The sequence below is a fragment of the Nocardia testacea NBRC 100365 genome (assembly GCF_000308775.1).
Taxonomy (GTDB): domain Bacteria; phylum Actinomycetota; class Actinomycetes; order Mycobacteriales; family Mycobacteriaceae; genus Nocardia; species Nocardia testacea.
Genome location: NZ_BAGJ01000055.1, coordinates 1 through 24,341 on the forward strand (window position 1 = coordinate 1; position 24,341 = coordinate 24,341).

Below are 24,341 nucleotides of genomic sequence, written 5' to 3' on the forward strand. Positions count from 1 at the left end.
ACGGGCGGGTGTGCCGGGAATACGCGCGTTCGCTCGGTATCCCGGCGGACCGGTTGGCGCAGACGGATTCGTGGACGCCCTATCTGCTGGGCAGTTTCCACGGGCGGGTCTATCTCAACCTGCTGCACTGGTACCGGTCGGCGGCGGTCACGCCCGGCCACCGGCTGCACCGCCGCGGGCTGGATGCGGTGCTGGGTGCGGCCGACCCGCTGCTCGACGAGATCGCGGACACGCTGGAGCCTTTCACCTTCGATTCGCGGGCGCGCCGGATCCGGTCGCGGATCCGCACGACCGGGGTCTTCGTGCACCGCGCGCTGCGGACGGAATCGATCATGCGGGAATTTCGCACCGAGTTCGACCGCGTCTGTGAACGTTACGAGACAACCGACTACGTGCACGGGGAGCACGCCTACGCGGAGTATCGGCGCCTGGACCGCGAGTTGGTGCTGCTGTGGGGCCGGGCGGCGGTCCTGGACGCGCTCGCGCTCATCCTCACCGGCGCCGTGGTCGCGCTGACGGAGGCCTATCTGCCCGAGGCGCCCGCTTCGTTCCGGTACGCGGCGCTGCGGCCGCGTAGGGCGACCGGATCGGCCGGCGCCGCGGCGAACCCGGTACTCGGCGTGCCGGTCGCCACCGGAGTGGACCCGGACGCCTATCTCGACCGGACGCTGGGCGGCCCCCGCCGATGGCTCTACGACCTGGTCCGGGTGCGTGCGGCCCGCTGTGCCGAGCACCGGGACACCCTCCGGTCGAGCCGGGACCGGGCGTCGGGCATCGTCCAGACCATGATCCGGGCGATGGCCCGCGACCTCGCCGGGCGCGCGATCCTGCGTGATCCCGAGGATGTCCGGTTTCTCACCGCCGGCGAATTGCGCGACTGCTACGACCGGGTGCCGCTACCGGACCTGCGGGCACGGATCGCCGCCCGGAAAACCACCCACGCCGCCGGCGTGTTCTCGGCTCCGGTACGGTTCGCTACGGAAGGGCCGGATTTCTCGGATTCGGAACTGGCAGAACAAGGTTGGGCTCCGCGCGCCGCGATAGCGGCCGCCCGCGAGGGCGAGGTGCTCACCGGCACCGCGTCCGCCGCGGGGGTGGCCGAGGGGACCGCGGTGCTGGCGGACCGATGGGGCGATCCGGCGCCGGGGGTGCTGATCACCGAGAGCGCCGATCCGCACTGGGTGGCGGCGCTGCCCTCGGCGCAGGCGCTGGTGGTCGAACACGGTGGCCCGCTCACCGCGGTGGCGACCGCCGCCCGGGCGCTCGGCGTGCCCACGGTGGTCCGGGTGCCGGAATGTAGCGCGAAACTGCGGACCGGTATGCGCCTGCGGGTGGACGGGGCCGCGGGCACGGTGACGGTGTTGTCCGGCGTGGGCCGGAGATGAGGTGGAGTAGATGATCGATCCGCAGACCGCGCAACCCGCCGCGCCGCCACCGCCGGACCCGCTGTCGGCGTTGCTGGCGGCGCTCACACCGGCCGAGGACAAGGCGGCCGCCTACCTCGGCGACACCTATCTGCTCGAATGCGTGGATCAGCTGCGGCGGCTGCGGGTCGACCCCGCCGCGTTCGCGTCCCGCCATTCGCTGCTGTTGCTGGCGCCCGGCGCCATCGTTTCCCGGGCGGTGGAACCGACGTTGAAATGGCTGTCCGGCAACGGCTTCCGGGTGGTCGACGCGGCCGCCGTGCCGTTGAACCGGCATCTGGTGCGCGCACTGTGGCGCTTCAGCTGGAACACCGCCTCCCCGGAGCGTCGCCGGCTCACCGATCTGCTGGCCGGGATATCCGAGGCGCTGCTGCTGGTCGTCACCGGACCCGACGGTGAACTCCCGGCTCCGGTGCGGCTGGCCGAAGGCGCCGGCCCCGACGATCCCGCCCGGCGCCGCCCGGGACAGTTGCGCTATCTGCTCGGCCGCGGCGGTACGGTGCTCGACCCGGTGCACATTCCGGAGGACCCCGCCGATGTCGTGCGGGAACTTGCCGTCTTCTTCCCGGAGGACCGCCGGGCCGAGGTGATCTCGCGGGCCTACACCGGCGCCGACAGCGCCGAGACCGCCCGGACCCTCGCCGACGCCCTGTATGCCCGGACGCCGTGCCGTTCGTTCGATACGACGGTCGCGCTCGACCGCATCCTTCGCGATCTCGATCGGGTGGGCGCCGCCGCGCCGGCGGATTTCGACGCCGGGTCCGCCGACGCCTGCGCCGCGATGCTGACCCGGGCCCTGGCGTCCGGTCTGGATATCGACTCGTGGTCGGCGATCGTCCTGGGCGCGGAGGTGCTGCCGATGCGGGCCGGTAACGGAGCACAGACCCTGCGGCCGGTGACCGCGGCCGACTGGCGGACCGGCTCGCACTGACCCGGGCCGGGCGGTCGGGTAACCGACGAGCGTGTCGGCGGTAATCGGCCACCTGCGAGAATGCGCGCATGCACATCGCGATCGGCCTGGTTGTCCTGGTGGCCTCGGCGGCGGCCGTGGCGGCGCTGGCGCGCCGAGCCGGAATATCCGAGCCCCTCGCGCTCACCCTGGCCGGGGTCGCCGCGTCGTATCTGCCGTTCGTTCCCGAGGTTCATCTGGAACCGGAGGTCGTCCTGCTCGGCCTGCTGCCGCCGCTGCTGTACACCGCGGCCATCCGCACCTCACTGGTGGACTTCCGGGCCAATATGGGCGCCATCGCGCTGCTGTCGGTGGGGCTGGTCCTGTTCAGTACGTTCGCGGTGGCCGCGGTCGTCTGGTGGCTGCTGCCGGTGCCGTTCGCCGTGGCCGTGGCGCTGGGCGCGGTGGTGGCGCCGCCGGATGCCGTGGCCGCGACCGCCGTGGCGCGGCGAATCGGGATGCCGCGGCGGATCGTCTCCATCCTCGAAGCCGAGTCGCTGTTCAACGATGCCACCGCGCTGGTGGCGTTGCGGACCGCGATCGCGGCGTCGGCGGGGGCGGTATCGGTGTGGAACGCCGGGGGAGATTTCCTGCTCGCCGCCGGTGGCGGCGCGCTGGTGGGGATCGCGGTCGCGTACGCGCTCGCCCTGCTGCGGCGGCGGATCACCGACCCCGTTCTGGACACCACCCTGTCATTCCTGGCGCCGTTCCTGGCGTATCTGCCGGCCGAGGAGATCCACGCCTCCGGCGTGATCGCCGTGGTCACCTGCGGGATGATCCTCGGGCACGGGGCGCCGGTGTGGCAGAGCGCGGCCTCGCGGACCGCCGAACGCATCAACTGGGGCACCGTGCAGTTCATCCTGGAGAGCGCGGTGTTCCTCATCATCGGGTTGCAGGTGAACACGATCGTGCGGGACGCCTGGGCGAGCGGGCTGGACCACGGCACCCTGGTCGTCACGGCGCTGGCGGTCCTGCTGGCGGTGATGCTGGCACGGCCGGTCTGGGTGTTCGGCTATGCCGTTCTCGAGCGGTTGCTCGGGCGCACGCCGGTGTCCCTGGCCGATTCGACAGTGGTCTCCTGGGCCGGGATGCGCGGGGTGGTGACCCTGGCCGCCGTGCTGCTGCTGCCGGCGAACACGCCGCAGCTGCCGGTACTGAAGCTGCTGGCCCTGGTGGTCGTGGCGGGCACCCTGCTGTTCCAGGGCACCTCGCTGTCGTGGCTGGTCCGGCGGTTGCGGCTGCGTGGGCCGAGCCGGGCCGAGGATGCGCTGCAGAAGGCGAATCTGCTCACCCAGGCGTCCAATGCGGGCCTCGCGGCGCTGGACACGGCGATCGGCCCGGACACCCCGGAGGAGGTCGTGCGCTCCCTGCGCGACCGGGTCACCTGGCGGACCAACGCCGCCTGGGAGCGGCTGGGCCGGCCGGAATCCGAGCTGGCGACCCCGACCGCCGAATACCGCCGGTTGCGGCTGGTGATGCTGCGGGCCGAACGGGAGACGGTGCTGCGGGTCCGTGACTCCGGTGGGGTGGACTACGAGATCCTGCAGCACGTCCTGGCCCGGCTCGACCTCGAGGAGTCCATGATCGACCGGTTCGACGAGGGCGACGAGGAGGAGCGGCCCGAGCCGCTGGCGGTCCCCGGCGGCGCGGCCGAGGATTGCGCGCATCTGCGGTCGGCGCCGCTGGTCTGTGAATCCGACGGGCCGGATGTATGCGCGCAATGTCTGGCGGAGGGTCTTACCTGGGTGCATCTGCGCATGTGCCTGACCTGCGGAAACATCGGCTGCTGTGATTCCTCACCGGGGAACCACGCGGCCGGGCACTACACGTCGACCAGCCACCCGGTCATGCGCAGTGTGGAACCGGGCGAGGCGTGGCGGTGGTGCTACGTCGACGAACTGCTCGGCTGACTTCTACAGGTCTTCCCGGCGCGGTACATCGAATGGCGTGACGCGGGGCCCGATCGACCGCCGGACCCGGCGGATGCGGTCGATGCAGGTGAGCGTTCCGCTGCCCGAGACCGCGCACGGGGTCCGTCCGCGGTATCCAGGCCGGCTCCGGGGTGGCCGTACAGCCGGTCCCGGCAGTGGCCGCACGGGCGGGAGATGTCGACGGTACGGCGGGCGCGCCGGCCGCTGTCGGTGGCCTGCGGCAGTATGGGCGCCATGACGACGGCACCGGGCAGCACCATGGGCGAGGCCGGCGAAGTCGCCGGCGAACTACGGGAGCATGCGGAGGCACTGCTGCGGGAGCTCGCCGGGCCGGGCGCCCGACTGCGGGAGGACCAGTGGACCGCGATCGAAGCGCTCGTGGTCGGGAAACGCCGGGCCCTGGTGGTGCAGCGCACCGGGTGGGGTAAATCGGCGGTCTATTTCATCGCGGCGAAACTGCTGCGTGCGCAGGGGCGCGGGCCCACCGTCATCGTCTCGCCGCTGCTGGCCCTGATGCGCAACCAGGTCGCCTCGGCTCAGCGGGCCGGGGTGGTCGCGGCCACCATCAACTCCGGCAATGTCACCGAATGGGACGAGATCCACCAGCAGGTGGCGGCCGGTTCGGTGGATGTGCTGCTGGTCAGTCCCGAACGGCTGAACAATCCCGATTTCCGGGATCAGGTGCTGCCCCGCCTGGCCGCCGACGCCGGGCTGGTGGTCATCGACGAGGCGCACTGCGTCTCCGACTGGGGCCACGACTTCCGGCCGGACTACCGTCGGATCCGCACCCTGATCGCCGACCTCGGCGCCGAGGTGCCGGTCCTGGCCACCACCGCCACGGCCAACGACCGGGTGGTGACCGATGTGGCCGGGCAGATCGGCACCGACACCCTGGTCCTGCGTGGAGACCTCGACCGCGAGTCGCTGCATCTGTCGGTGGTCCGTTTCGACGACGCGGTGGAACGCACCACCTGGCTCGGCGACCGGCTGGACCGGTTGCCGGGTTCCGGGATCGTGTACACCTTGACCGTCGCCGGCGCCCACGACCTCGCCGATGTGCTGACCGCACAGGGCCACAAGGTCGCCGCCTACACCGGCCAGACCGACCCGGCCGAACGGGAAGCGCTCGAAGCCGCCCTGCTGAACAACGAGGTCAAGGCACTCATCGCCACGTCCGCGCTGGGTATGGGGTTCGACAAGCCCGATCTGGGTTTCGTGGTCCACGTGGGGGCGCCGTCCTCGCCGATCTCGTACTACCAGCAGGTCGGCCGTGCCGGGCGCGCCACCGAGCGCGCCGAGGTCATCCTGCTGCCCGGACCCGAGGACACCCGCATCTGGAGCTACTTCGCCTCGGTCGCCTTTCCGCGTGAACACGTGGTCCGGTCGGTGCTCGAGGCATTGGACCGGGAGCGGCCGCAGTCCACCGCCGCCCTGGAGCCCCTGGTCGAGCTGAATCGCTCCCGGCTCGACATGGTGCTGAAAGTGCTCGATGTGGACGGCGCGGTGCGCCGGGTGCGCGGCGGCTGGCTCGGCACCGGTGAACCCTGGACCTACGACGCCGACCGATACGAACGGCTCGATGCCGCCCGCACGGCCGAACAGCAGGCCATGCTCGATTATCAGCGCACCACCGGCTGCCGGATGGAGTTTCTGCGCCGCCAGCTCGACGATCCGGCGCTGCTCGGCGCAGCGCCGGGTACCGGCGCCTGCGGACGCTGCGACAACTGCACCGGCGAGCATCGCGAGACCACCGTCGACACCGCGGCCGTGGCCGCCACCCGCGCCCGTCTCGACCGGCCCGGTATCGATCTCGCGCCGCGCAAACAGTGGCCCACCGGTATGGCGAAACTGGGTGTGCCGCTGTCCGGGAAGATCTCCGAGGGCGCCGAGACCGGACGGGTGCTGGGCCGGCTGAATTCGCTCGGATGGGGCCGGCGGCTGCGCCCGATCCTCGACGGCCCCGACGCCCCGGTCCCGGACGAGGTGGTCGACGCGTGCATTCCCGTACTCCGGGAGTGGGACTGGGCCGTCCGGCCCACCGCGGTACTGGCCCTGGACTCCGAGACGCATCCGGTCCTCACCGGGTCGCTGGCCGAACGCCTCGCCGCGATCGGCCGCCTCCGCAATCTGGGCACGCTGCGTGTTCGCCCGGACCGGCCACCGGTCTCCGCCGTGAACTCGGCCCATCGGGTCGCCGCCCTCTACGACGGATGGGAGGTCCCCGATCTCGGCGCGGCGGACGGCCCGATCCTGCTGGTGGACACCCTCACCGACACCGGCTGGACCTTCACCGTCGCGGCGTGGGCGCTACGCCGGGCGGGCGCCCCGGCGGTTCTTCCGTTCGCCCTGGCGACTCCGGCCTGACCGGTTCGTCCGGGGCGAGCACCGGCCGGGCCCGCCCGGTGGCGGCGGGAAGCCGGTCGAGCAGCGCGAACAGGCCGATCAGCACCATCGCCAGCACGACCACCAGAAGTGTGTTGGTCACCGCGGCCGCGTATCCCAGCCGGACGACGTCCAGGAACGGATACGGGTACCAGCCCGTCACCGCGCCGTGCGCGAAGGTGTAACCGATCCAGGCGACCGGCCAGACGAATGCCGCGGCGATCGTGCGCAGGTCGATCCGGGGCCGCGGCCCGAACACCAGCCAGGCCCCCAGGCCCGCCCAGGGGGCGAGGTAGTGGAAGCCGAGATTCGCCCACCAGGCCGCACCGGTGAGATGCACCTCGTCGGCGAGAACCGCGGCGAAAACGAGGCCGGTGATCACGACGCCCAGCAGGGAGTCCAGTCGCACCGCCCGCCAGAGCCGCCCGTCCCGGACGGGATCGAGGGCCAGTCCCGCCGAGGCGACCAGCAGCAACAGGTTGCTCTGGATGGTGAAGTAGCTGAACAGGCGGACGAGCCCGGTCCCGATACCGGCGTCCGGTTCCGCGTCTCCCGAGTTCGCGTCCGTACCTCCGGTGAACAGCAGCGCCAGTTGGGTCACCAATGCGGCGGTGATCACCACGGCGATCACGAGATGACAGGCCCGGGCGGCCGTCTCGGCCGCGGCGGCTCGACCGGCCGGCCGACTGTGCGCGTTCACCGCCCTATCCTGCCGTCGCCGGCCGTGCCCGGGACAGCGACACGCGACAACGGGTGCGCATACGGCGCCCGGTACGGCAGGATCGGTGCGGTGACCACATTGCCCGAGAAGGCCGCCGCATTCCTCGAACTCCATCGTCCCGGCGACCCGGTGATCCTGCCCACGGTATGGGACGCCTGGTCCGCGAATCTCGTCCAGCAGGCCGGTTTTCCGGCGCTCACGGTCGGCAGCCATCCGCTCGCCGATTCGGTCGGCAAATCCGACCACGAGGGTATGGCCTTCACCGATGTACTCGGCCGCGTCCGGGAGATCACCTCCGCGGTGGACATTCCGGTCTCGGTCGATCTGGAATCCGGATACGGTGTCGAGCCGGTGGCGCTCATCGACGGGTTGTTGCAGGCCGGCGCCGTCGGCTTCAACCTGGAGGACACCGTGCACAAGGAAGGCGGGCGGCTGCGCGAACCGCAGGAGCACGCCGATCTGGTGGGCCGGCTGCGGCAGGCGGCCGACGACACCGATGTGCACGTGGTCGTGAACGCCCGCACCGATCTGCTGCTCACGTCCTCCGGTGATCCGGCCGAACTCGTCGGCCCGGCGGTCGAACGGTTGCGGCTGGCGGCCGCGGCCGGGGCCGATGTGCTGTATCCGGTCGGCCGCTACGGGCCGGAGGTACTGCGCCGGCTGTGCGCCGAACTGCCGTTGCCGGTGAACGCGGTCACCCTGCCGGAGCAGGGGAACAAGGCCTACTTCGCGGCGGCCGGTGCGGCGCGCGTGAGTTTCGGGCCCTTCCTGCAGGCCGCGCTCGCGGTCGAGGCGAAACGACTGCTGGAACCCTGGAAGTGATCCGGCGGCAGTGAGCGGCGCGGGGCCGGGGCCGGTCAGGATTCCGGTACCGGCTCCTCGTCGAGATCCACCTCGTCACGGTCGGCCCATTCGATCAGTTGCCGCAGATCGAACACCGCGTCATCGATACCCGCGTGCAGATCGCCGAGGCGGCGGTACCGGGCGGGTACGGTGGCGACGGTGAAGTCGCGGGGGTGGATATCGTCGATCTCGTCCCAGCTCACCGGGGTGGAGACGGTCGCCGCGGGATTGCCGCGGACCGAATAGGCGGCGGCGATCGTATGGTCGCGGGCGTTCTGGTTGTAGTCGATGAACAGTTGCGCCGGATCGCGGTCGCGCCGCCACCAGGTGGTGGTCACATCCTCGGGCGCCCGGCGGCGGACCTCTTCGGCGAAGGCCGCAGCGGCGCGCCGCACCTGCCGGAAACCGTGCTCCGGCGCGATTCGCACGTATACGTGCAGGCCCTTGCCGCCCGAGGTCTTGGGCCAGCCGGCCGCGCCGATCTCGTCGAGCACCTCATGGACGACCCCGGCCACCCGCTGCACCCGTGACCAGGGACAGTCCGGCATAGGATCGAGGTCGATCCGCCATTCGTCCGGACTTTCGGTATCGGCCCGGCGCGAGTTCCACGGATGGAACTCCACCGTGGACATCTGGACCGCCCAAACGACCTCGGCCAGCTCGCCGACACAGAGTTCATCGGCGTGCCGGCCGTAGCGCGGGAAATACACCCGCACCGTGGACACCCAGTCCGGTGCGCCCGCGGGCAGCCGCTTCTGGTGCACTTTCCCGCCGGGCAGCCCCTTCGGGAAGCGGTGCAGCATGCAGGGCCGGTCGCGCAGCGCGTTGACGATCCCGTCACCCACGCTCAGGTAGTACTGCACCAGATCGAGTTTGGTCACACCGGATTCCGGGAAGTAGACCCGGTCGGGATTGGAGATACGCACCTCGCGTTCTCCGACCGTCAACTCCACCGCCGCGCCCGCGTCGCCAGCCATGGTCCGACCCTAACCGTCGCGACCGATCCGAGCCCGGGATACGCCGGAGTGGCGTGCGCAGCGAGGTGGAGATCCCTGCTGCACCAGTGCGGAATGCGCGCGGCAAGTGTCCGGCGGGGTGGCTGTGGTCCCGTCGCCGTTCACCATCGGAAACGCCTTGTGCCTCCAGCTCTCCGATCATCGGGGCCACCAGATCGTCGCCGCGATGACCATCAGCGGTAGACCGATCGTTACGGCGAAACCAGCCGCTACCAGGCCACTCACGGTTTCACCTGCACGGATGACCAGCGTGCGAAGCTGAGTCGGGGTGCCACAATTTCTACGTCGGCCACGTCCATTACCGCGTTGAGTTCCAGTGGGCTCAGGTGGTCGCTGGCCGTGCACTCGCGGCGTGCCGACCGTATCCGTAGCACCGCGCTGGATCATCTCGGACTCGCGGAGGCACGTGTGCTCCAGGGTGAGGTGGAGGACGCGTGCCGGGTAGGTCATGATGCGTTGGACGTCGTTGAACAGACCCGGTCGGACCGGGTTCGGGTCAAAGTCGGCAAGCTCTACAAACGAACAGAGCGGGCGAAAGACAATATCGCGGTCGCCGAGCTGCGCGACCGGATGCGCCCGCTGGTCAACGCGCAGGAGTGAACTATGCGGGTCGCTGTGACCGGGCACATGAACATCACCGAGGAAACCGCGGTGCTGGTGCACGAGGAAATCACTCGGCGCCTCGCCGGGATCCCCGATCTGGTGGGGGTGAGCTGCATTGCCCGGGGATCCGATTCGGTGTTCGCGCAAGCGGTGTTCGAGGCCGGTGGCCGGCTCGAGGTGGTGTTGCCCTCGCGGAACTATCGCGAGGCCAAGGTGAAGCCTGATCATGCACCAGTGTTCGACGAACTGGTGGCGCGTGCGTCCGAGGTTCGGGTGATGGATTTCGAGGAGGCCGGGCGCGAGGCGTATGAAGCGGCGAACGAGGCTTTGCTCGGGTCGGCCGACCGGCTGGTTGCAGTGTGGGATGGGGAAGGTGGTGAGGCCGGTGGTACCGGCAGCGTGGTGAAGCTGGCGCGGGAGCGTGGCGTGGTTGTGGATGTGGTGTGGCCACAAGGTGCCGCACGCGCCTGACCGCCGCTGAGACAAGGCGAGTGCCCGGTAGACATCCATAGGAATCGGCCATCTGTCCCGGCGTTCCGCGCCGAGCGTGGAAGGCCGTGTCCCGGGCGGCTATCCGTGTCATATCGACGGGCCGTCTCGGCCTATCTATCGATGTCACGCGCGGCGGCGGGCAGCGGGTGCGGACCGGGGCCGGCGGACTCCGCGGCCGTCAGGCTGCCCAGCAGCGACAACGCGCGCTCGGACGGTGAACCCGGTTCCGCGTGGTAGACGATGAGGGTCTGCCCGGGTACGCCGTTGACGGTGAAACTCTCGTAGGAGAGGGTCAGTTCGCCGACCATCTCGTGGTGGAACCGTTTCGTCCCGGCGGTTTTGGTGCGTACATCGTGCCGGGCCCACAACTGCCGGAAATCCTCGCTCTTGAGCGAGAGTTCGCCGACGAGCTCGGTCAATTGCGGATCGTCGAGATCGGTACCCGCGGTCGCGCGCAGACTGGCGACCGTATCCGCCGCGATCGAGTCCCATTCGGGGTACACATCGCGCGCCCGCGGGTCGAGGAAGACCATGCGCACCTGGTTGATACCGGGGATCGAGCACGCGTTCACCGCGACGGCCAGTGGATTGGCCGCCAGCACGTCGAGGCTGCGTCCCAGGACGAGGGCCGGTGTCCGCTCCCACAGGTCCATGAGCCGCAGCAGTCCGGGCGCGACGCGTTCGGGCCGGCGGGAGCGCTTCGGCCGGGCAGGCGCCGGGCGGGCCAGTTCGCGCAGGTGCGCGGTGCCTTCCTCGTCCAGTGCGAACACCCGGGCCAGGGCGGTGATCACCTGTTCCGACGGATGTTTGTCCCGGCCCTGTTCGAGCCGGATGTAGTAGTCGGCGCTCACCCCCGCCAACAACGCGATCTCCTCGCGCCGCAGCCCGGCCACCCGCCGCTGGCCGCCGCCGGGCAGTCCGAAATCCTCCGGCCGGACCAGTTCACGGCGGGCGCGCAGGAACGCGCCGAGGCGGTTGTCCGAATGCATGTTCTCCAGGGTAGGGGCGGGCCCGGCCCGCCGGGTGGCCCTGTGACTACCAGGAAGTCCGCGACCTGGCAGCACACCCGGCCCGGGCCGAGGGTTGAAGCCATGACGAACAACGAGAATGTGAACGGACGGGTGGCAGTGGTCACCGGAGCTTCCAGCGGGATCGGTGCGGCCACCGCGCGCCGGCTCGCCGCGGACGGCGCGCGGGTCGCCGTGCTGGGCCGCCGCAAGGAGCGCATCGAAGAACTGGCCGCCGAACTCGGTGGTGACGCGATCGCGGTGGTCGCCGATGTGAGCGATCGGGATTCGGTGCGCGATGCCGCCGCCACGGTGCGGGCGGCGCTGGGACCGGTCGATCTGGTGGTGGCGAACGCGGGCGTGATGCTCGGCGCACCCTTCGAGGACGCCGAGGTCGACGAATGGGATCAGATGGTCGGGACCAATGTGACCGGGCTGCTCCACACCGCACGGGCCTTCATCGATGATCTGCTCGCGGCCGCCGGGAACGGTCACCGGGCCGATCTGGTGCTGGTGGGATCGGTCGGCGGGCACGCCGTGTTCCCCGAATACGCCGTCTACTGCGCGACCAAGGCCGCGGTGGCGCATCTGACCCGTAACCTGCGCGCCGAATTCGGTCCCCGGGGAGTACGGGTGAAGAATGTCGAACCCGGTTTCGTCGCCACCGAACTCGGCGCGGGTATGCGCGGGGAGAAGCAACAGGCCCAGCTGGCGGAGTGGCGCACGGCTTTCACCATCCTGGAGCCGGGAGATATCGCGATCGCGTTCGCCACTTCGGTACCGGCGCGGCTGAATGTGGCCGAATTGATCCTGGTACCCACGCAGCAGGGCTGATCGCCCTGTAGGGCCCCGTCCCCGCGGAATGCCGAGAGGAACGGGGCCCGTGCGGACTGGTTCAGCGTGCCGTGGCCAGGAGCGACCGCTCGGCGCCGCGCTCCGGGCGTACCACCGGCAGGACTCCACCCACCCAGAGGGCGAGGGTGAAGTACACGATCTGCTCGGGGATCCGGAACCACAGCGGTGTGGCCGCTTCGCCGTTGAGCGGAATGTCGTTCAGCGCGGCATGGATATTCGCCGGGATCATGATCACGAGCAGCGCCGCGAGACCCAGGCCGGCCCAGCGGCGGGTGGCGGTCACCACCAACCCCACGGCGCCGGCCAGTTCCAGGACCCCGGTGGCGTAGACCGCGAAGTCCGCGAACGGGACGAAGGACGGGACCATGGCCGTCAGGTCGTTGTGACTGGGCATCACGGTGACCGAATCGGGCACGAAATGCGCCAGCCCGGTCATGGTGAACAGGAATGCCAGTCCGTGCGCGGCGCTGACCCGCCAGGTGTCGAAGCGCCGGACGCCGATCCGGCCGAGTAGCCGCAGCACCAGGGTGGGGACCACGAACAGCATCAGGGTGTCGAACATGCGGTTCCTCCGAGCGGGAGTCGGTTGACCGGTCGCGGGGGCCGGGCAGAGCTTGTGGTTATCGACTGATAACTAGCTAGATAGTATGCATCGACTGATAACTAGTCAATATGTGGCCCGGCTGTGCTGTCCACGGCTGCGCCGGGTTCGTTGGCCCACTGTTCGCCGCCGGTTGGGCATCCGGTCCGCGGACGGCGTGGTGGTCGGTGACCCTCGGGTATGCGAGGGTGCGGGGCAGCGCGCGGTACCGGGCGGGCCGCCCGCCCCTGCCGATCGGCCCGGAGGAGTGTGTATGACCTCTCGACTCGAACAGACCACCACGCCGCAGTCGCCGCCGGACGAGGTGGTCCAGCGCCCACGGCCGGACGTGGTCGGGCACCGGCCGCGGCAGCGCGAGGCCGACATGCCGTCGCGGCCGGATGATGCTGCCGCATGCGAAGCAGGGGGTGACGATGCTGCCGTGCAGGAGCGGCGGAACAACGGTGCCGGGCGGGATGGGTTGGCCAATGGTGCCGGGCGGGAGGCCTTGGATCACGGTGCCGCGCAGAAGACCCCGGGCGACGATGCCGGGCAGAAGCGATCGGACGACGGCGCCGCGCAGCAGGGGCCGGGTGGTACGCGGTATTCGCAGCGTAAGTGGCAGCGCACCGCAGTCGCCACACTGCTCGCGGTCCTGATCACCCCCGTCGCGGTCGGTATAGCGGCCAACGGCGCGGTGACCGCCGGTCGCTGGTGGGACACCACGGACCGCTGGCTCTCACCCGCACAGTCGCTGCTCGGGGCGGCAGTGTTGGCGTCGGTCGCCGTACTGGCCGCGTATGAACCCGCGGCGGCGATGATCGCGGGGCTGGTCTGGGGCGTGGTGCCGGCCGCCGTCCAGATGGCCGCGCCGGGACAGACCTATCGACTGATCTCGTCGCTGCCCGTTCTGCCGTCCGACCTCGCCCGCGCGCTGCACACCTGGTGGTCGAGCGGGGTGGTTCTGCTGGTCGGCGTTCTGATGGTGGGTATCGGGATCGCCGCCGCGCTACGCCGGCGTGGACTGCCCGGCTGACATACACCGATGACCCCCGGTCGCGCGATCACCCGGGCGGTGTCGCCGACGCGGCGGTCGCGGATCGTGCGCGCGCGGTCCGGACCGCCGCCGCGTCGACGCGCGGCAGTGCGCGATCGCTGCTCGCGATATCCGCACTGCCGGCCCGCCCGGTATGCCGGGCAAGCGGGAACCGCCCGGCATGCCGGGGCCGCGGACCGGATCCGCGCTCACCGCGACCTCAGCCCTTCACGCACAGCACCTGACGCAGCGTCGCCACCACATCGACCAGATCGCGCTGGGCGTCGATCACCTCGTCGATGTTCTTGTACGCGGCCGGGATCTCGTCCACCACGCCCGCGTCCTTCCGCGATTCCACCCCTTCGGTCTGCGCGATCAGGTCCGCCACGCTGAACTGCCGCTTGGCCGCGTTACGGCTCATCCGGCGGCCCGCACCGTGGGACGCGGACTGGAACGAGTCCGGATTGCCCTTACCGCGCACCACATAGGACCGCGTGCCCATCGACCCCGGAATGAGCGCCATATCGCCCGCGCCCGCCCGCACCGCGCCCTTCCGGGTCACCAGCATGGGCGCACCGTCGATCGTCTCCTCCGCCACATAATTGTGGTGGCAGCTCACCGGCGTATCGAACAGCACGTCCCGGGTGGGGAACTGCTTGCGCACCGCCTCGCACACCAGCGCGAGCATGACGGCGCGGTTCCGGGCCGCGTACTCCTGGGCCCAGGTCAGGTCGTGGCGGTAGGCGGCCATTTCCGGGGTGTTCGCCAAGAACACGGCAAGATCGCGGTCGACCAGATTCTGGTTGTGCGGCAGTCTGCGCGCCACCGCCATATGCCGTTCGGCCAGTTCTTTGCCGATATTGCGGCTCCCCGAATGCAGCAGGATCCATACCTGATCGTCCTGGTCCAGGCAGACTTCGATGAAGTGGTTGCCCGAGCCCAGCGAGCCCATCTGCTTGTGCGCCTTGGACTCCCGCGACGCCACGGCATCGTCGAGGTCGCCGAATGCCGACCAGAACCGGTCCCAGCCGGTGCGCAGGGTCGCGGTGGAGATTCCGGACGGTCCGGGCGCCAGCTTGTTCACCGGCACCGGGTGCTGGTGGGCGGCGAAACCGACCGGCACCGCGGCCTCGATCGCCGACCGCAGGGCGCGCAGATCGTCGGGGAGGTCGGCGGCGGTGAGATCGGTGCGAACGCTTTCCATCCCGCAACCGATATCCACCCCCACCGCGGCCGGGGCGACCGCGTCGCGCATGGCGATCACCGACCCGACCGTGGCACCTTTCCCGAGGTGCACATCCGGCATGACCCGGACGCCGTGGACCCATTCCAGCCGGGCGATATTGCGCAACTGTTGCAGCGCCTGCGCCTCGATATCGTGCTCATGGGCCCACATCAACGTCCGTGCCCGGGTGCCGGACAGCTCGACGGGAAACATCGTCTCGTTCCTTCCCTCCGGGGCGGACCGATATCCGCCGCCGTAATTCCACGGTAGGCCGCCGGAAACGGGGAGGCGATCGATTTTCCGGGTGGTGCGGCGCGGCGTGACGGAGCAGCGTCGGCGGAGCGGTGTTGTATCACCGAGAGGGTTCGCCCGGCCCGGCGGACAGGGCGGCTTCGATATCGGCGCGCGACGGAATGGCGGCGCTGGCGCCCAGCACGGTGGTGGCCAGGGCCCCCGCGGCGCAGGCGAAACGCAGTGCCGCGGCCGGGCCGCGCGACCAGCGGACGGCCAGGGCGCCGGCGAAGGTGTCACCCGCGCCGGTGGTGTCGACGACCTCGACGACCGGTCCGGCGACGGTGGTCTCCACGCCGTCCGGCCCACGGTGGCGCGCGCCGTCCGCGCCGAGCGTGACCACCAGATGCGGTACCCGGTCGAGGGCGCCGCCCAGGTCCTCGGCCTCGCCCCGGTTCACCACCGCCACATCCACCCCGCTCCACAGATCCTCCGGAAGACGCTGTGCCGGAGAGGGGTTGAGTATCACGGTGGTGTCGTGGTCCCGGGCGTGCCGTACTGCTTCCGCGATGGTCGGGATCGGGACCTCGAGCTGGCACAGCAGGATATCGGCCGCGGCGACGGCGGCGCGATCGGCGGCGCGCAGACCGTGCAATTCGGCATTGGCGCCGCCCACCACGATGATCGAGTTCTCGCCGCCGGCATCGACCACGATCGAGGCGATCCCGCTGGGGCCCTCGATCGTGCGCAACCCGGTGGTATCGACCCCGGACCCGGTCAGTACCGCGCGCAGTCGCGGCGCGAACACATCGGTGCCGATCGCGCCGAGGAACATCGCCCGCCCGCCCGCCCGGCTCGCCGCGACCGCCTGGTTGGCGCCCTTCCCGCCGGGCACCATGGCGAAGTCGCGGCCCAGGACCGTTTCGCCGGGTGCGGGCCGGCGCTCGGTGGTGGTCACCAGATCCATGTTGATACTGCCGAGCACGGCGATCAGGGGAGCGGTCACGGAGAAAACCTAGCGCGGTGAGCGCCGGTAGAACCGAATTTCCCGGTGCGTAGGCTATAGGCCATGACGGTAGAGACCACCGCTGAGTTCGATATGCGTGCGGCCGTGCACGAGGCCGCCCGCCGGGCGCGGGTCGCTTCCCGGGTCCTGGCCCAGCTCACCACCGACCGGAAGAACGAGGCGCTGCACGCCGCCGCGGACGCGCTGCTCGCCGCCGCCGACACCGTGCTGGAAGCCAACGGCGAAGATCTGGTCGCGGCGAAAGCGGCCGGCACCGAGGACTCCCTGCTGGACCGGCTGCGGCTGACCAAGGACCGGATCGACGGTATCGCCTCGGGCCTGCGCCAGGTTGCCGGACTGCCGGATCCGGTGGGCGTCGTGGAGCGCGGGTCGACATTGCCGAACGGACTCGAGATCCGTCAGATCCGGGTCCCCCTCGGCGTGGTCGGCATGGTCTACGAGGCGCGGCCGAATGTCACCGTCGACGCGTTCGGGCTGGCGCTGAAGTCGGGTAATGCGGCGCTGCTGCGTGGGTCGTCGTCGGCGGCGCGATCGAACGCCGCGCTGGTGGCGGTGCTGCGGGACGCGCTGACCGGGGTCGGCATCCCGGCCGACGCGGTACAGCTGCTGCCGAGCTCGGATCGGTCCAGCGTGACCCATTTGATCCAGGCCCGCGGTCTGGTGGATGTGGTCATCCCGCGCGGCGGTGCGGGCCTGATCAACGCGGTGGTGCGCGACGCCCAGGTCCCCACGATCGAGACGGGTACCGGCAACTGCCACGTCTATGTACATTCCGGCGCCGATCTGGATATGGCCGAAGAGATCCTGATCAACGCCAAGACCCGTCGCCCCAGTGTGTGCAATGCGGCCGAGACGGTGCTGATCGACGCGGCCATCGCCGAGACGGCGCTGCCGCGGCTGAGCAAAGCGCTCGCCGACAAGGGCGTCACCCTGCACGGTGACCTCGACGGAATGGTCCCCGCCACCGACAAGGACTGGGGCGAGGAGTACCTGACCCTCGATATCGCGGTGAAGGTCGTCGACGATCTGGATGCCGCGATCGAGCACATCAATACGTGGGGTACCGGGCACACCGAGGCCATCGTCACCGGTGAACTGGCCGCGGCCGACGAATTCTCGCGCCGGGTGGACGCGGCGGCGGTCATGGTGAACGCCTCCACCGCCTTCACCGACGGCGAGCAGTTCGGTTTCGGCGCCGAGATCGGCATCTCCACCCAGAAACTGCACGCTCGCGGTCCGATGGGGCTGCCGGAGCTCACCTCCTCGAAGTGGGTCGTGCGGGGTTCGGGGCAGATCCGCCCCGCCTGACGTGCCCGGCGACCGGGAACGCGGGGTCTCGCGTGTCCCGTCGCTCGCTCCGGGAACGGGCGGACGCGGACCGGTGAGTACCCCGGGGGCTCGAACACGAAGCGCGTGGCGCCGGTCTCTTGGCCCCGGGGGACGACGCCGGTCGAGTAACCGCCCGGTAGCGTTGGGGTGGAGAGTTCGACGGAAGGACGGCCCGATGGAGCCCGCGAGTACCCCCACCCCGCCGGTTCAGGAGCCGATCTTCGCATCGGTCGACGATGTGGTGCACCGCCTCGCCGAGACCGGATATCTGGCCGACAAGGCCACCGCGACCTCGGTCTTCCTGGCCGACCGGCTCGGTAAACCGTTGCTCATCGAAGGTCCGGCGGGCGTCGGCAAAACCGAGCTGGCGCGGGCCGTGGCGCAGACGGCGAATGCCGAACTGGTGCGGTTGCAGTGCTATGAGGGGGTGGACGAGGCGCGGGCGCTCTACGAGTGGAACCACGCCAAACAGATCCTGCGGATCCAGGCCGCCGGCGAAAACGACTGGGCCGAAACCAAATCCGATGTGTTCACCGAGGAATTCCTACTGTCCCGGCCGCTGCTCACCGCGATCCGGCGGGCCGACCCGACGGTTCTGCTCATCGACGAGACCGATAAAGCCGATGTGGAGATCGAGGGCCTGCTGCTCGAGGTGCTGAGCGATTTCGCAGTGACCGTGCCGGAGCTCGGCACCATCACCGCGACCCGGACCCCGTTCGTGGTCCTCACCTCCAACGCCACCCGTGAGCTGTCCGAGGCGCTCAAGCGGCGCTGCCTCTATCTGCACCTGGACTTCCCCGACGAGGATCTCGAACGGCGGATCCTCGCGAGCCGGGTCCCGGAACTACCTCAGGCGGTGGCCACCCAGCTGGTGCGGATCGTGCACGTGCTGCGCGGAATGCAGTTGAAGAAACTGCCCTCGGTCGCCGAATCCATCGACTGGGCCCGCACCCTGCTCGCGCTCGGGCACACCGAACTCGACGACGCCACCGTCCGGGAAACGCTGGGCGTGGTGCTCAAACACCGCAGTGACCACCAGCGGGCGCTGGCCGAGCTGAAACCGGCCTGACCGTGGTGGCCGCCGACGACCAGCCCCTCGCCTCGCACGGTCTGCCGGGGCATCTGGTCGGTTTCGTGGAGGCGCTGCGCGCGCGGGGGATACCCGTGGGCCCGTCGGAGACGGTGGACGCGGGCCGGGTGCTGTCGGTGCTGGACCTGCTGGACCGCGAGTCGGTGCGCGAGGGGCTGGCCTGCGCACTGTTGCGGCGCACCACCCATCGCGGCACCTACGACGGACTCTTCGACCTGTGGTTCCCGGTGGCCATCGGTGACCGTGCCGCCGCCGCGGAGGCCGAGATCCCGTACCTCGACGACGGCGGGGTCGACATCCCCGAGCTGCGGCGCATGCTGGCCGAGATGCTCGCCGACGAAGGTTCGGGTCAGCAGCAGGCGCTGATGGCCGCGCAGCTGGTCGAACAACTGGGGCAGTACCAGTCGGCGCGGGGCGCGTCCTTCTCGTCGTACCAGGCGTTGAAGGAGGTGCAGCCGCAGACACTGCTCGCGCAGATCCTGGCCGCCATGGCCACGCCCGGTATGAGCGATTTCGATACCGAGATCGCGCGCCGCGCCGCCCGCTCCCGCATCGAGAAGTTCCGGCGCACCGTGGAGGCCGAAACCCGGCGCCGGGTGGCCGAACGCATCGGCAAGGAGCGCGTCGCCTCCTACGGGGTCCCGCGGCAGGCCGAGGAAGTGGATTTCCTGCGGGCCTCGCAGGCGGAACTGGCCGAACTGCGGCGCAGTACGCAACGGCTGGCCCGGATCCTGGCGTCGCGGCTGGCGGTGCGCCGCCGGCACGCCAAACGCGGCGAGATCGATCTGCGCAAAACCCTGCGCAAGTCCATGTCCACCGGCGGGGTGCCGATCGACCTGGTGAGCCGCAAACCCCGGCCGGGCCGCCCCGAACTGATCCTGCTCTGCGATGTATCGGGTTCGGTCGCCGGTTTCAGCAATTTCACCCTGCTGCTGGTGAGCGCGTTGCGGGAGCAGTTCTCGAAGGTCCGGATCTTCGCCTTCGTCGATCACACCGATGAGGTGACCAGGTTCTTCGACCCGCACACCCAGCTCGACGAAGCCATGCAGCGGATCTTCGCCGAGGCCGATATCGTCGGCTTCACCGGTCACTCCGATTACGGCAGCGCGCTCACGAGCTTCGCCGAAGAGTTTCCCGACGCCGTCACCAGCCGCAGCTCCCTGCTGATCCTGGGCGATGCCCGCACCAACTACCGCGACCCCGAGCTCGCCACCCTGCGCGAGTTGGTCGAGATCGCCAAGCACGCGCACTGGCTGAATCCGGAACCGCGCACCAACTGGGGATCGGGGGATTCGGCCGCCGACCGGTATCAGCAGGTCATCGAGATGCACGAATGCCGGTCGGCGGCGCAGCTCACGGCTGTGGTCTCCCGGTTGCTGCCGGTCTGACCGGAACCCGTCGCGACCCCACCGTTAAGCTCGACACTCATGCACGGAACGGGCCGGGGTGGACGCAAGCTGGGTGTGATGGGCGGCACCTTCGACCCCATCCACCACGGACACCTGGTCGCGGCCAGTGAGGTCGCACACCGGTTCGACCTGGACGAGGTGATCTTCGTCCCCACGGGACAACCGTGGCAGAAGACCGATCGCCAGGTCAGCCCGGCCGAGGACCGGTATCTGATGACGGTGATCGCCACCGCCTCCAACCCGCGGTTCTCGGTGAGCCGGGCCGATGTGGAGCGGAGCAAGGTGACCTACACCGTCGACACCCTGCGTGATCTACACGCCCAGCACCCGGGCGCGGAACTGTACTTCATCACCGGGGCCGACGCGCTGGCCAGCATCCTCACCTGGCAGGATTGGGCCGAACTGTTCGAGCTGGCGAAATTCGTGGGGGTCAGCCGGCCGGGGTACGAGCTGAACATCGACCATCTCGCCGATCATCTGCGAGGTATGCCCGACGACGCGGTCACCATGATCGAGGTCCCCGCGCTGGCCATCTCGTCGAGCGAATGCCGTCGGCGCGCGGCCGAGGGGCGGCCGGTCTGGTACCTCGTACCGGACGGTGTCGTGCAGTACATATCGAAGCGGCATCTCTACGTGCCCGCTCGAGCGGAAGGTGATGGAAACGTGAACGAGGTGCTGGCATGAGCGGCGTGCGCCCGGAGGCGGCAGCTTGCGTAACCACGGAGGGCGTGCGTCGCTCGTGCCCGGAGGTGACAGCATGAGCGGCGTGCGCCCGGAGGCGGCAGCTTGCGTAACCACGGAGGGCGTGCGTCGCTCGTGCCCGGAGGTGACAGCATGAGCGCGACGGAAGAGGCGGTGCGGATGGCGACCGTCGCCGCGCTGGCCGCGGACGAGAAGCTGGCCACCGATGTGGTGGTGCTGGACGTCTCCGAACAACTCGTGATCACGGACTGCTTCGTGATCGCTTCGGCGCCGAACGAGCGCCAGGTCAATGCCATCGTCGATAATGTCGAAGAGAAACTGCGTGCGGCCGGCCACAAACCGGTACGCCGGGAAGGGACGCGCGAGGGCCGCTGGGCGCTCTTGGACTATGTCGACGTGGTGGTACACATCCAGCACAACGACGAACGTAATTTCTATGCGCTGGAACGATTGTGGAAAGACTGCCCGATCGTTCCGGTGGAGGGGATCGGTATGAGCGAGTCGGGCCCGGAGGAGGTAGCGAAGCGTGACCACGCAGGGCCCTCGCTCACGCCGGGTGAACACGGCGCGCCACCGGCCGCCGGAGACGAAAGTGCTGGAGATACCGAGTGAGACAGAAAACCGGTGTGCGCACCCTGATCCTGTTGCGCCACGGGCAGACCGAATGGAACGCCAACGACCGGATGCAGGGGCAGATCGACACCGATCTCACCGATCTGGGTCGGCGGCAGGCGAAAGAGGCGGCGCGGGAACTGGTCTCCCACCAGGCAGTCGGCTTGATCTCCTCCGATCTACGCCGCGCCTACGACACCGCGCTGGCCCTGTCGGAGCATTCCGGACTGGAAGTGGTGCGGGAACCGCGGCTGCGGGAGACCCACCTGGGGGACTGGCAGGGGATGGGGGACGTCGAGGTCGATTCCCTCTACCCCGGGGCGCGGCTCGAGTGGCGGATGGACCCCACTTTCACCCCGCCCGGCGGTGAATCGAAACTCGAGGTCGGCGCTCGCGCACTGCCGGTGGTGCAGGAGTTGTTCGACGAGCGGCAGGATTGGCCCGGCGCCACTATGATTCTCGTGGCGCACGGCGGGCTGATCGCCGCGCTCACGGCCGCGCTGCTCGATCTGCCGCCCCGGAACTGGCCGGCCCTCGGTGGCCTGGCCAATGCCAGCTGGGTGCAGCTGAGCAGCCACGGCCCGAGCCCGGATCGGCCCGGCTGGCGTCTCGATGTGTGGAACGCAGCGGCGAAAGTAGCACCCGATGTCATCTGAAGACCTGAACCGCCAGATACCGGACGAACTGTTCCAGAAGGTATCCGCGAAACCGGAGCGCGCTCTGCCGGACGCCCTGTTCGGCCCGGCACCCGAACGGGCGGCGGACGGGACCGCCGACGACGCCGGAGCCGCCGAGGACGGCGACATCCGGAAGGCAGTCTGACCCCAGGAGGATTCCGCTGTGACAGCCACGTCCGCGGGTACACATGCGCCCGATCCGGGTAGCGAACCGGAAACGACCGGCGCGGCCACGGGTCCGGTCGCGCAGCCGGGTACCACGCCACCCGGTACGCCGGACGTGGAAGTCACGACGGATCCGGCGGTGCCCACCGGATCCACCGATCGCGATACCCCGCGACCGGTACTGCTGGTGATCGCCGATTCGCTGTCCTATTTCGGCCCCGAGGGCGGTCTCCCTGCCGACCATCCGCGTATCTGGCCGAATCTGGTTGCCGCCGAATTGGATTGGGATGTCGAACTCGTCGCCCGGATCGGCTGGACCTGCCGGGACGCCTACTGGGCCCTGATCGGTGACCCGCGCGTCTGGGCGGCCGTACCGCGGGCCGGTGCCGTGGTCTTCGCGGTGGGCGGAATGGACTCGCTGCCCTCGCCGCTGCCCACCGCCCTACGCGAACTGATCCGCTATCTGCGGCCGTCGGGTCTGCGCCGGGTGGTGCGCTCGGCGTATCAGTGGATCCAGCCCCGAGCCGCGAAACTGGGCCGGCCGGTCGCGCTTCCGCCCGGGGTCAGTGTGGATTATCTCGAACAGTGCCGGACGGCGCTCGGTCACCTCCGGCCCGAGCTGCCCGTGGTCGCGGTGCTGCCGTCGGTGCACGACTGCGCGGCCTACGGCCGGGTGCACAGCGGCCGGGAACCGGCGGTGCGTGCCCTACAGGCCTGGTCACGCCGGTGCGGCGTGCCGCTGGTGGATCTGAAGGCGGCGGTCCACGACAACATCTACTCCGGCGACGCCAACCCCGACGGGATCCACTGGGGCTGGGACGGGCATACCGAGGTCGCCAAGGCGATGGTGAAAACGCTGCAAGAGGTGGGGTGAGACGTGGCGGTCGTGGTCGTCACCGATTCGTCCGCCAGCCTGCCCGCGGAACTGATCGGCGAGCTGGGTATCGAGGTGGTTCCCCTGCACGTGCTGGTGGGGGATACCCAGATCCGGGAGGGTGTCGACGAATTCGCCGTCGACTACACCGCCGACGATGTCACCACCTCGGCGCCGTCCCCGGGCGAGCTGCGCGCCGCTTATACCGAAGCGTTGCGGCGCAGCCGCGGCGACGGGGTGGTCGCGGTGCATCTGTCCCGGCAGCTCTCGGCGACCTGGGAGTCGGGCCGCCAGGCCGTCCGGGACATGGACGCCGCGGAGTCGGTGCTGCTGGTGGATTCACTCGGCGCGGGTTTGGCGACCGGGTTCCCGGTACTGGCCGCCGCCCGGTGCGCTGCCGCCGGTGGCACCCTCGCGGCGGTGCACGAGGCCGCGGTGCGGGCATCGGCGGGCTCCCGCACGTTCTTCGTGGTGAATCGCACCGAGCAACTGCGCCGGGGTGGCAGGCTCAGTACGGCAGCCAGTTTCTTCGGCAGTGAACTGGTGAGCAAGCCGGTGCTGCAACTGGTGCAGGGGCGGCTGGAGTTACGGGACAAGGTGCGCACCCGGTCGAAGGCGTACGCGAAGCTGGTCGCGGCAGCCGAGGAGGCCGCCGGTGCGGGGCCGGCCGCGGTGGGCGTGCAGCATCTGGCCGCCGCCGAGGCCGCCGAAACGGTGACGACCCAACTGCGCGAACGGATTCCGCAGCTCGCCGAGGTGCACGTCGCCGAATTCGGACCGGCGCTGGCGGTACATCTCGGGGTCGGCGCGGTCGGGGTGCTGGTCCTGCCCGGCGGGTGCGGCTGACCGCCTGCGGTATCCACCCGGCCACCGCTCATCCACAGGCCGGAGTTGTCCACAGACTTCTCGAGATCCCAGGTGAGGCCGGATGTTCGGGGTTCTGTCGGGCCTAGCGTCGCGGGCATGGCTGCACACGACGAGCGCGAACGGGTACGCAGACAACTGGGCGGGCACCTCGAAGAGTTGCCGCGCGACGATCCGGAGGGCCGGGCCCGCCAGTGGCCGGACTCCGCGTTCGGCGAGTCCGATGCCGTGCGCACTCCGCGCTGGCTGGATGACGAGCCCGCCCCGGCCGGTTGGCGGGACCGCCTGATCCCCGAT

The 24,341-nt window shown here is 70.0% G+C and carries 25 protein-coding genes; 19 read left to right on the top strand and 6 right to left on the bottom strand.

Annotation, left to right across the window (positions count from 1 at the left end; all coding sequences use genetic code 11):
* The 4 genes from ON38_RS07025 to ON38_RS07040 all read left to right on the top strand — a co-directional run.
* Positions 1–1,385, top strand: a 1,385-nt coding sequence (locus tag ON38_RS07025) for a PEP-utilizing enzyme (RefSeq protein WP_039823350.1), incomplete at its 5' end; no start/stop codon positions are given.
* A 10-nt stretch (positions 1,386–1,395) separates the two neighbouring features.
* Complete coding sequence (locus ON38_RS07030; protein WP_051164457.1) at positions 1,396–2,355, top strand: nucleoside-diphosphate kinase; 960 nt, start codon at positions 1,396–1,398, stop codon at positions 2,353–2,355.
* A gap of 68 nt (positions 2,356–2,423) precedes the next feature.
* The gene (locus ON38_RS07035; protein WP_039823352.1) at positions 2,424–4,283 is read left to right on the top strand and encodes a Na+/H+ antiporter; all 1,860 of its coding nucleotides are present in this window, start codon (positions 2,424–2,426) and stop codon (positions 4,281–4,283) included.
* Positions 4,284–4,538: 255 nt separating this feature from the next.
* The gene (locus ON38_RS07040; RefSeq protein WP_174372396.1) at positions 4,539–6,668 is read left to right on the top strand and encodes a RecQ family ATP-dependent DNA helicase; all 2,130 of its coding nucleotides are present in this window, start codon (positions 4,539–4,541) and stop codon (positions 6,666–6,668) included.
* On the opposite strand, the gene ON38_RS07045 is transcribed toward ON38_RS07040, so the two are convergent.
* On the bottom strand, positions 6,592–7,386 hold the full coding sequence (locus ON38_RS07045) for a Pr6Pr family membrane protein (protein WP_218000744.1): 795 nt from the start codon (positions 7,384–7,386) through the stop codon (positions 6,592–6,594). The genes ON38_RS07040 and ON38_RS07045 overlap by 77 nt on opposite strands.
* 90 nt (positions 7,387–7,476) lie before the next feature.
* Here ON38_RS07045 and ON38_RS07050 point away from each other — a divergent pair, with 90 nt between their 5' ends.
* Positions 7,477–8,229, top strand: a complete 753-nt coding sequence (locus ON38_RS07050; RefSeq protein ID WP_039823354.1) for an isocitrate lyase/PEP mutase family protein — start codon at positions 7,477–7,479, stop codon at positions 8,227–8,229.
* A gap of 35 nt (positions 8,230–8,264) precedes the next feature.
* On the opposite strand, the gene ligD is transcribed toward ON38_RS07050, so the two are convergent.
* Entirely contained in the window at positions 8,265–9,227 is a 963-nt protein-coding gene (gene ligD, locus ON38_RS07055; protein WP_039823356.1) for a non-homologous end-joining DNA ligase, read from the bottom strand.
* A 447-nt stretch (positions 9,228–9,674) separates the two neighbouring features.
* Here ligD and ON38_RS07060 point away from each other — a divergent pair, with 447 nt between their 5' ends.
* Both ON38_RS07060 and ON38_RS07065 read left to right on the top strand, forming a co-directional pair.
* The gene (locus tag ON38_RS07060) at positions 9,675–9,866 is read left to right on the top strand and encodes a hypothetical protein (RefSeq protein WP_085995359.1); all 192 of its coding nucleotides are present in this window, start codon (positions 9,675–9,677) and stop codon (positions 9,864–9,866) included.
* A gap of 3 nt (positions 9,867–9,869) precedes the next feature.
* On the top strand, positions 9,870–10,340 hold the full coding sequence (locus ON38_RS07065) for a hypothetical protein (protein WP_174372397.1): 471 nt from the start codon (positions 9,870–9,872) through the stop codon (positions 10,338–10,340).
* A gap of 131 nt (positions 10,341–10,471) precedes the next feature.
* Here the strand turns inward: ON38_RS07065 and ON38_RS07070 are convergent, their stop codons facing one another.
* Positions 10,472–11,350: a helix-turn-helix transcriptional regulator gene (locus ON38_RS07070; RefSeq protein WP_039823357.1), complete on the bottom strand. Its 879-nt coding sequence runs from the start codon at positions 11,348–11,350 to the stop codon at positions 10,472–10,474.
* A gap of 102 nt (positions 11,351–11,452) precedes the next feature.
* Here ON38_RS07070 and ON38_RS07075 point away from each other — a divergent pair, with 102 nt between their 5' ends.
* Positions 11,453–12,202, top strand: a complete 750-nt coding sequence (locus ON38_RS07075; protein ID WP_039823359.1) for an SDR family oxidoreductase — start codon at positions 11,453–11,455, stop codon at positions 12,200–12,202.
* A gap of 61 nt (positions 12,203–12,263) precedes the next feature.
* Here ON38_RS07075 and ON38_RS07080 read toward each other — a convergent pair whose 3' ends face one another.
* Positions 12,264–12,785, bottom strand: coding sequence for a DoxX family protein (locus ON38_RS07080; RefSeq protein ID WP_039823360.1), 522 nt, complete (start codon positions 12,783–12,785; stop codon positions 12,264–12,266).
* Between the two features lie 292 nt (positions 12,786–13,077).
* Here ON38_RS07080 and ON38_RS33985 point away from each other — a divergent pair, with 292 nt between their 5' ends.
* Positions 13,078–13,839 carry a hypothetical protein gene (locus ON38_RS33985; protein WP_051164459.1) on the top strand — a complete coding sequence of 254 codons (762 nt, stop codon included), beginning with the start codon at positions 13,078–13,080 and terminating at the stop codon, positions 13,837–13,839.
* Between the two features lie 220 nt (positions 13,840–14,059).
* Here ON38_RS33985 and ON38_RS07090 read toward each other — a convergent pair whose 3' ends face one another.
* Together ON38_RS07090 and ON38_RS07095 are read right to left on the bottom strand one after the other, a co-directional pair.
* Positions 14,060–15,277: an RtcB family protein gene (locus tag ON38_RS07090; protein ID WP_039823361.1), complete on the bottom strand. Its 1,218-nt coding sequence runs from the start codon at positions 15,275–15,277 to the stop codon at positions 14,060–14,062.
* A gap of 139 nt (positions 15,278–15,416) precedes the next feature.
* The gene (locus ON38_RS07095) at positions 15,417–16,301 is read right to left on the bottom strand and encodes a ribokinase (protein WP_039823363.1); all 885 of its coding nucleotides are present in this window, start codon (positions 16,299–16,301) and stop codon (positions 15,417–15,419) included.
* Between the two features lie 63 nt (positions 16,302–16,364).
* Here ON38_RS07095 and ON38_RS07100 point away from each other — a divergent pair, with 63 nt between their 5' ends.
* The 10 genes from ON38_RS07100 to ON38_RS07140 form a co-directional block, all read left to right on the top strand.
* Positions 16,365–17,630, top strand: coding sequence for a glutamate-5-semialdehyde dehydrogenase (locus ON38_RS07100; RefSeq protein WP_039823365.1), 1,266 nt, complete (start codon positions 16,365–16,367; stop codon positions 17,628–17,630).
* 196 nt (positions 17,631–17,826) lie between these two features.
* Positions 17,827–18,720, top strand: a complete 894-nt coding sequence (locus ON38_RS07105; protein ID WP_039823366.1) for an AAA family ATPase — start codon at positions 17,827–17,829, stop codon at positions 18,718–18,720.
* Positions 18,717–20,129, top strand: coding sequence for a vWA domain-containing protein (locus ON38_RS07110; protein WP_039823367.1), 1,413 nt, complete (start codon positions 18,717–18,719; stop codon positions 20,127–20,129). Before ON38_RS07105 ends, ON38_RS07110 begins: the two co-directional genes overlap by 4 nt.
* 39 nt (positions 20,130–20,168) lie before the next feature.
* On the top strand, positions 20,169–20,834 hold the full coding sequence (gene nadD / locus ON38_RS07115; RefSeq protein ID WP_169333253.1) for a nicotinate-nucleotide adenylyltransferase: 666 nt from the start codon (positions 20,169–20,171) through the stop codon (positions 20,832–20,834).
* Positions 20,835–20,984: 150 nt separating this feature from the next.
* Positions 20,985–21,464: a ribosome silencing factor gene (rsfS, locus tag ON38_RS07120; RefSeq protein WP_039823369.1), complete on the top strand. Its 480-nt coding sequence runs from the start codon at positions 20,985–20,987 to the stop codon at positions 21,462–21,464.
* On the top strand, positions 21,461–22,120 hold the full coding sequence (locus ON38_RS07125) for a histidine phosphatase family protein (protein ID WP_039823370.1): 660 nt from the start codon (positions 21,461–21,463) through the stop codon (positions 22,118–22,120). Before rsfS ends, ON38_RS07125 begins: the two co-directional genes overlap by 4 nt.
* Positions 22,110–22,286 (top strand): hypothetical protein, encoded by a 177-nt coding sequence (locus ON38_RS35885; RefSeq protein ID WP_157181690.1) that lies wholly within the window; start codon positions 22,110–22,112, stop codon positions 22,284–22,286. Before ON38_RS07125 ends, ON38_RS35885 begins: the two co-directional genes overlap by 11 nt.
* Before the next feature lie 159 nt (positions 22,287–22,445).
* Positions 22,446–23,180 carry a diglucosylglycerate octanoyltransferase gene (gene octT / locus ON38_RS07130; protein ID WP_039823386.1) on the top strand — a complete coding sequence of 245 codons (735 nt, stop codon included), beginning with the start codon at positions 22,446–22,448 and terminating at the stop codon, positions 23,178–23,180.
* Positions 23,181–23,183: 3 nt separating this feature from the next.
* The gene (locus ON38_RS07135) at positions 23,184–24,026 is read left to right on the top strand and encodes a DegV family protein (protein WP_039823372.1); all 843 of its coding nucleotides are present in this window, start codon (positions 23,184–23,186) and stop codon (positions 24,024–24,026) included.
* Positions 24,027–24,143: 117 nt separating this feature from the next.
* A partial coding sequence (locus tag ON38_RS07140; protein ID WP_039823374.1) for a hypothetical protein occupies positions 24,144–24,341 on the top strand: 198 nt, incomplete at its 3' end.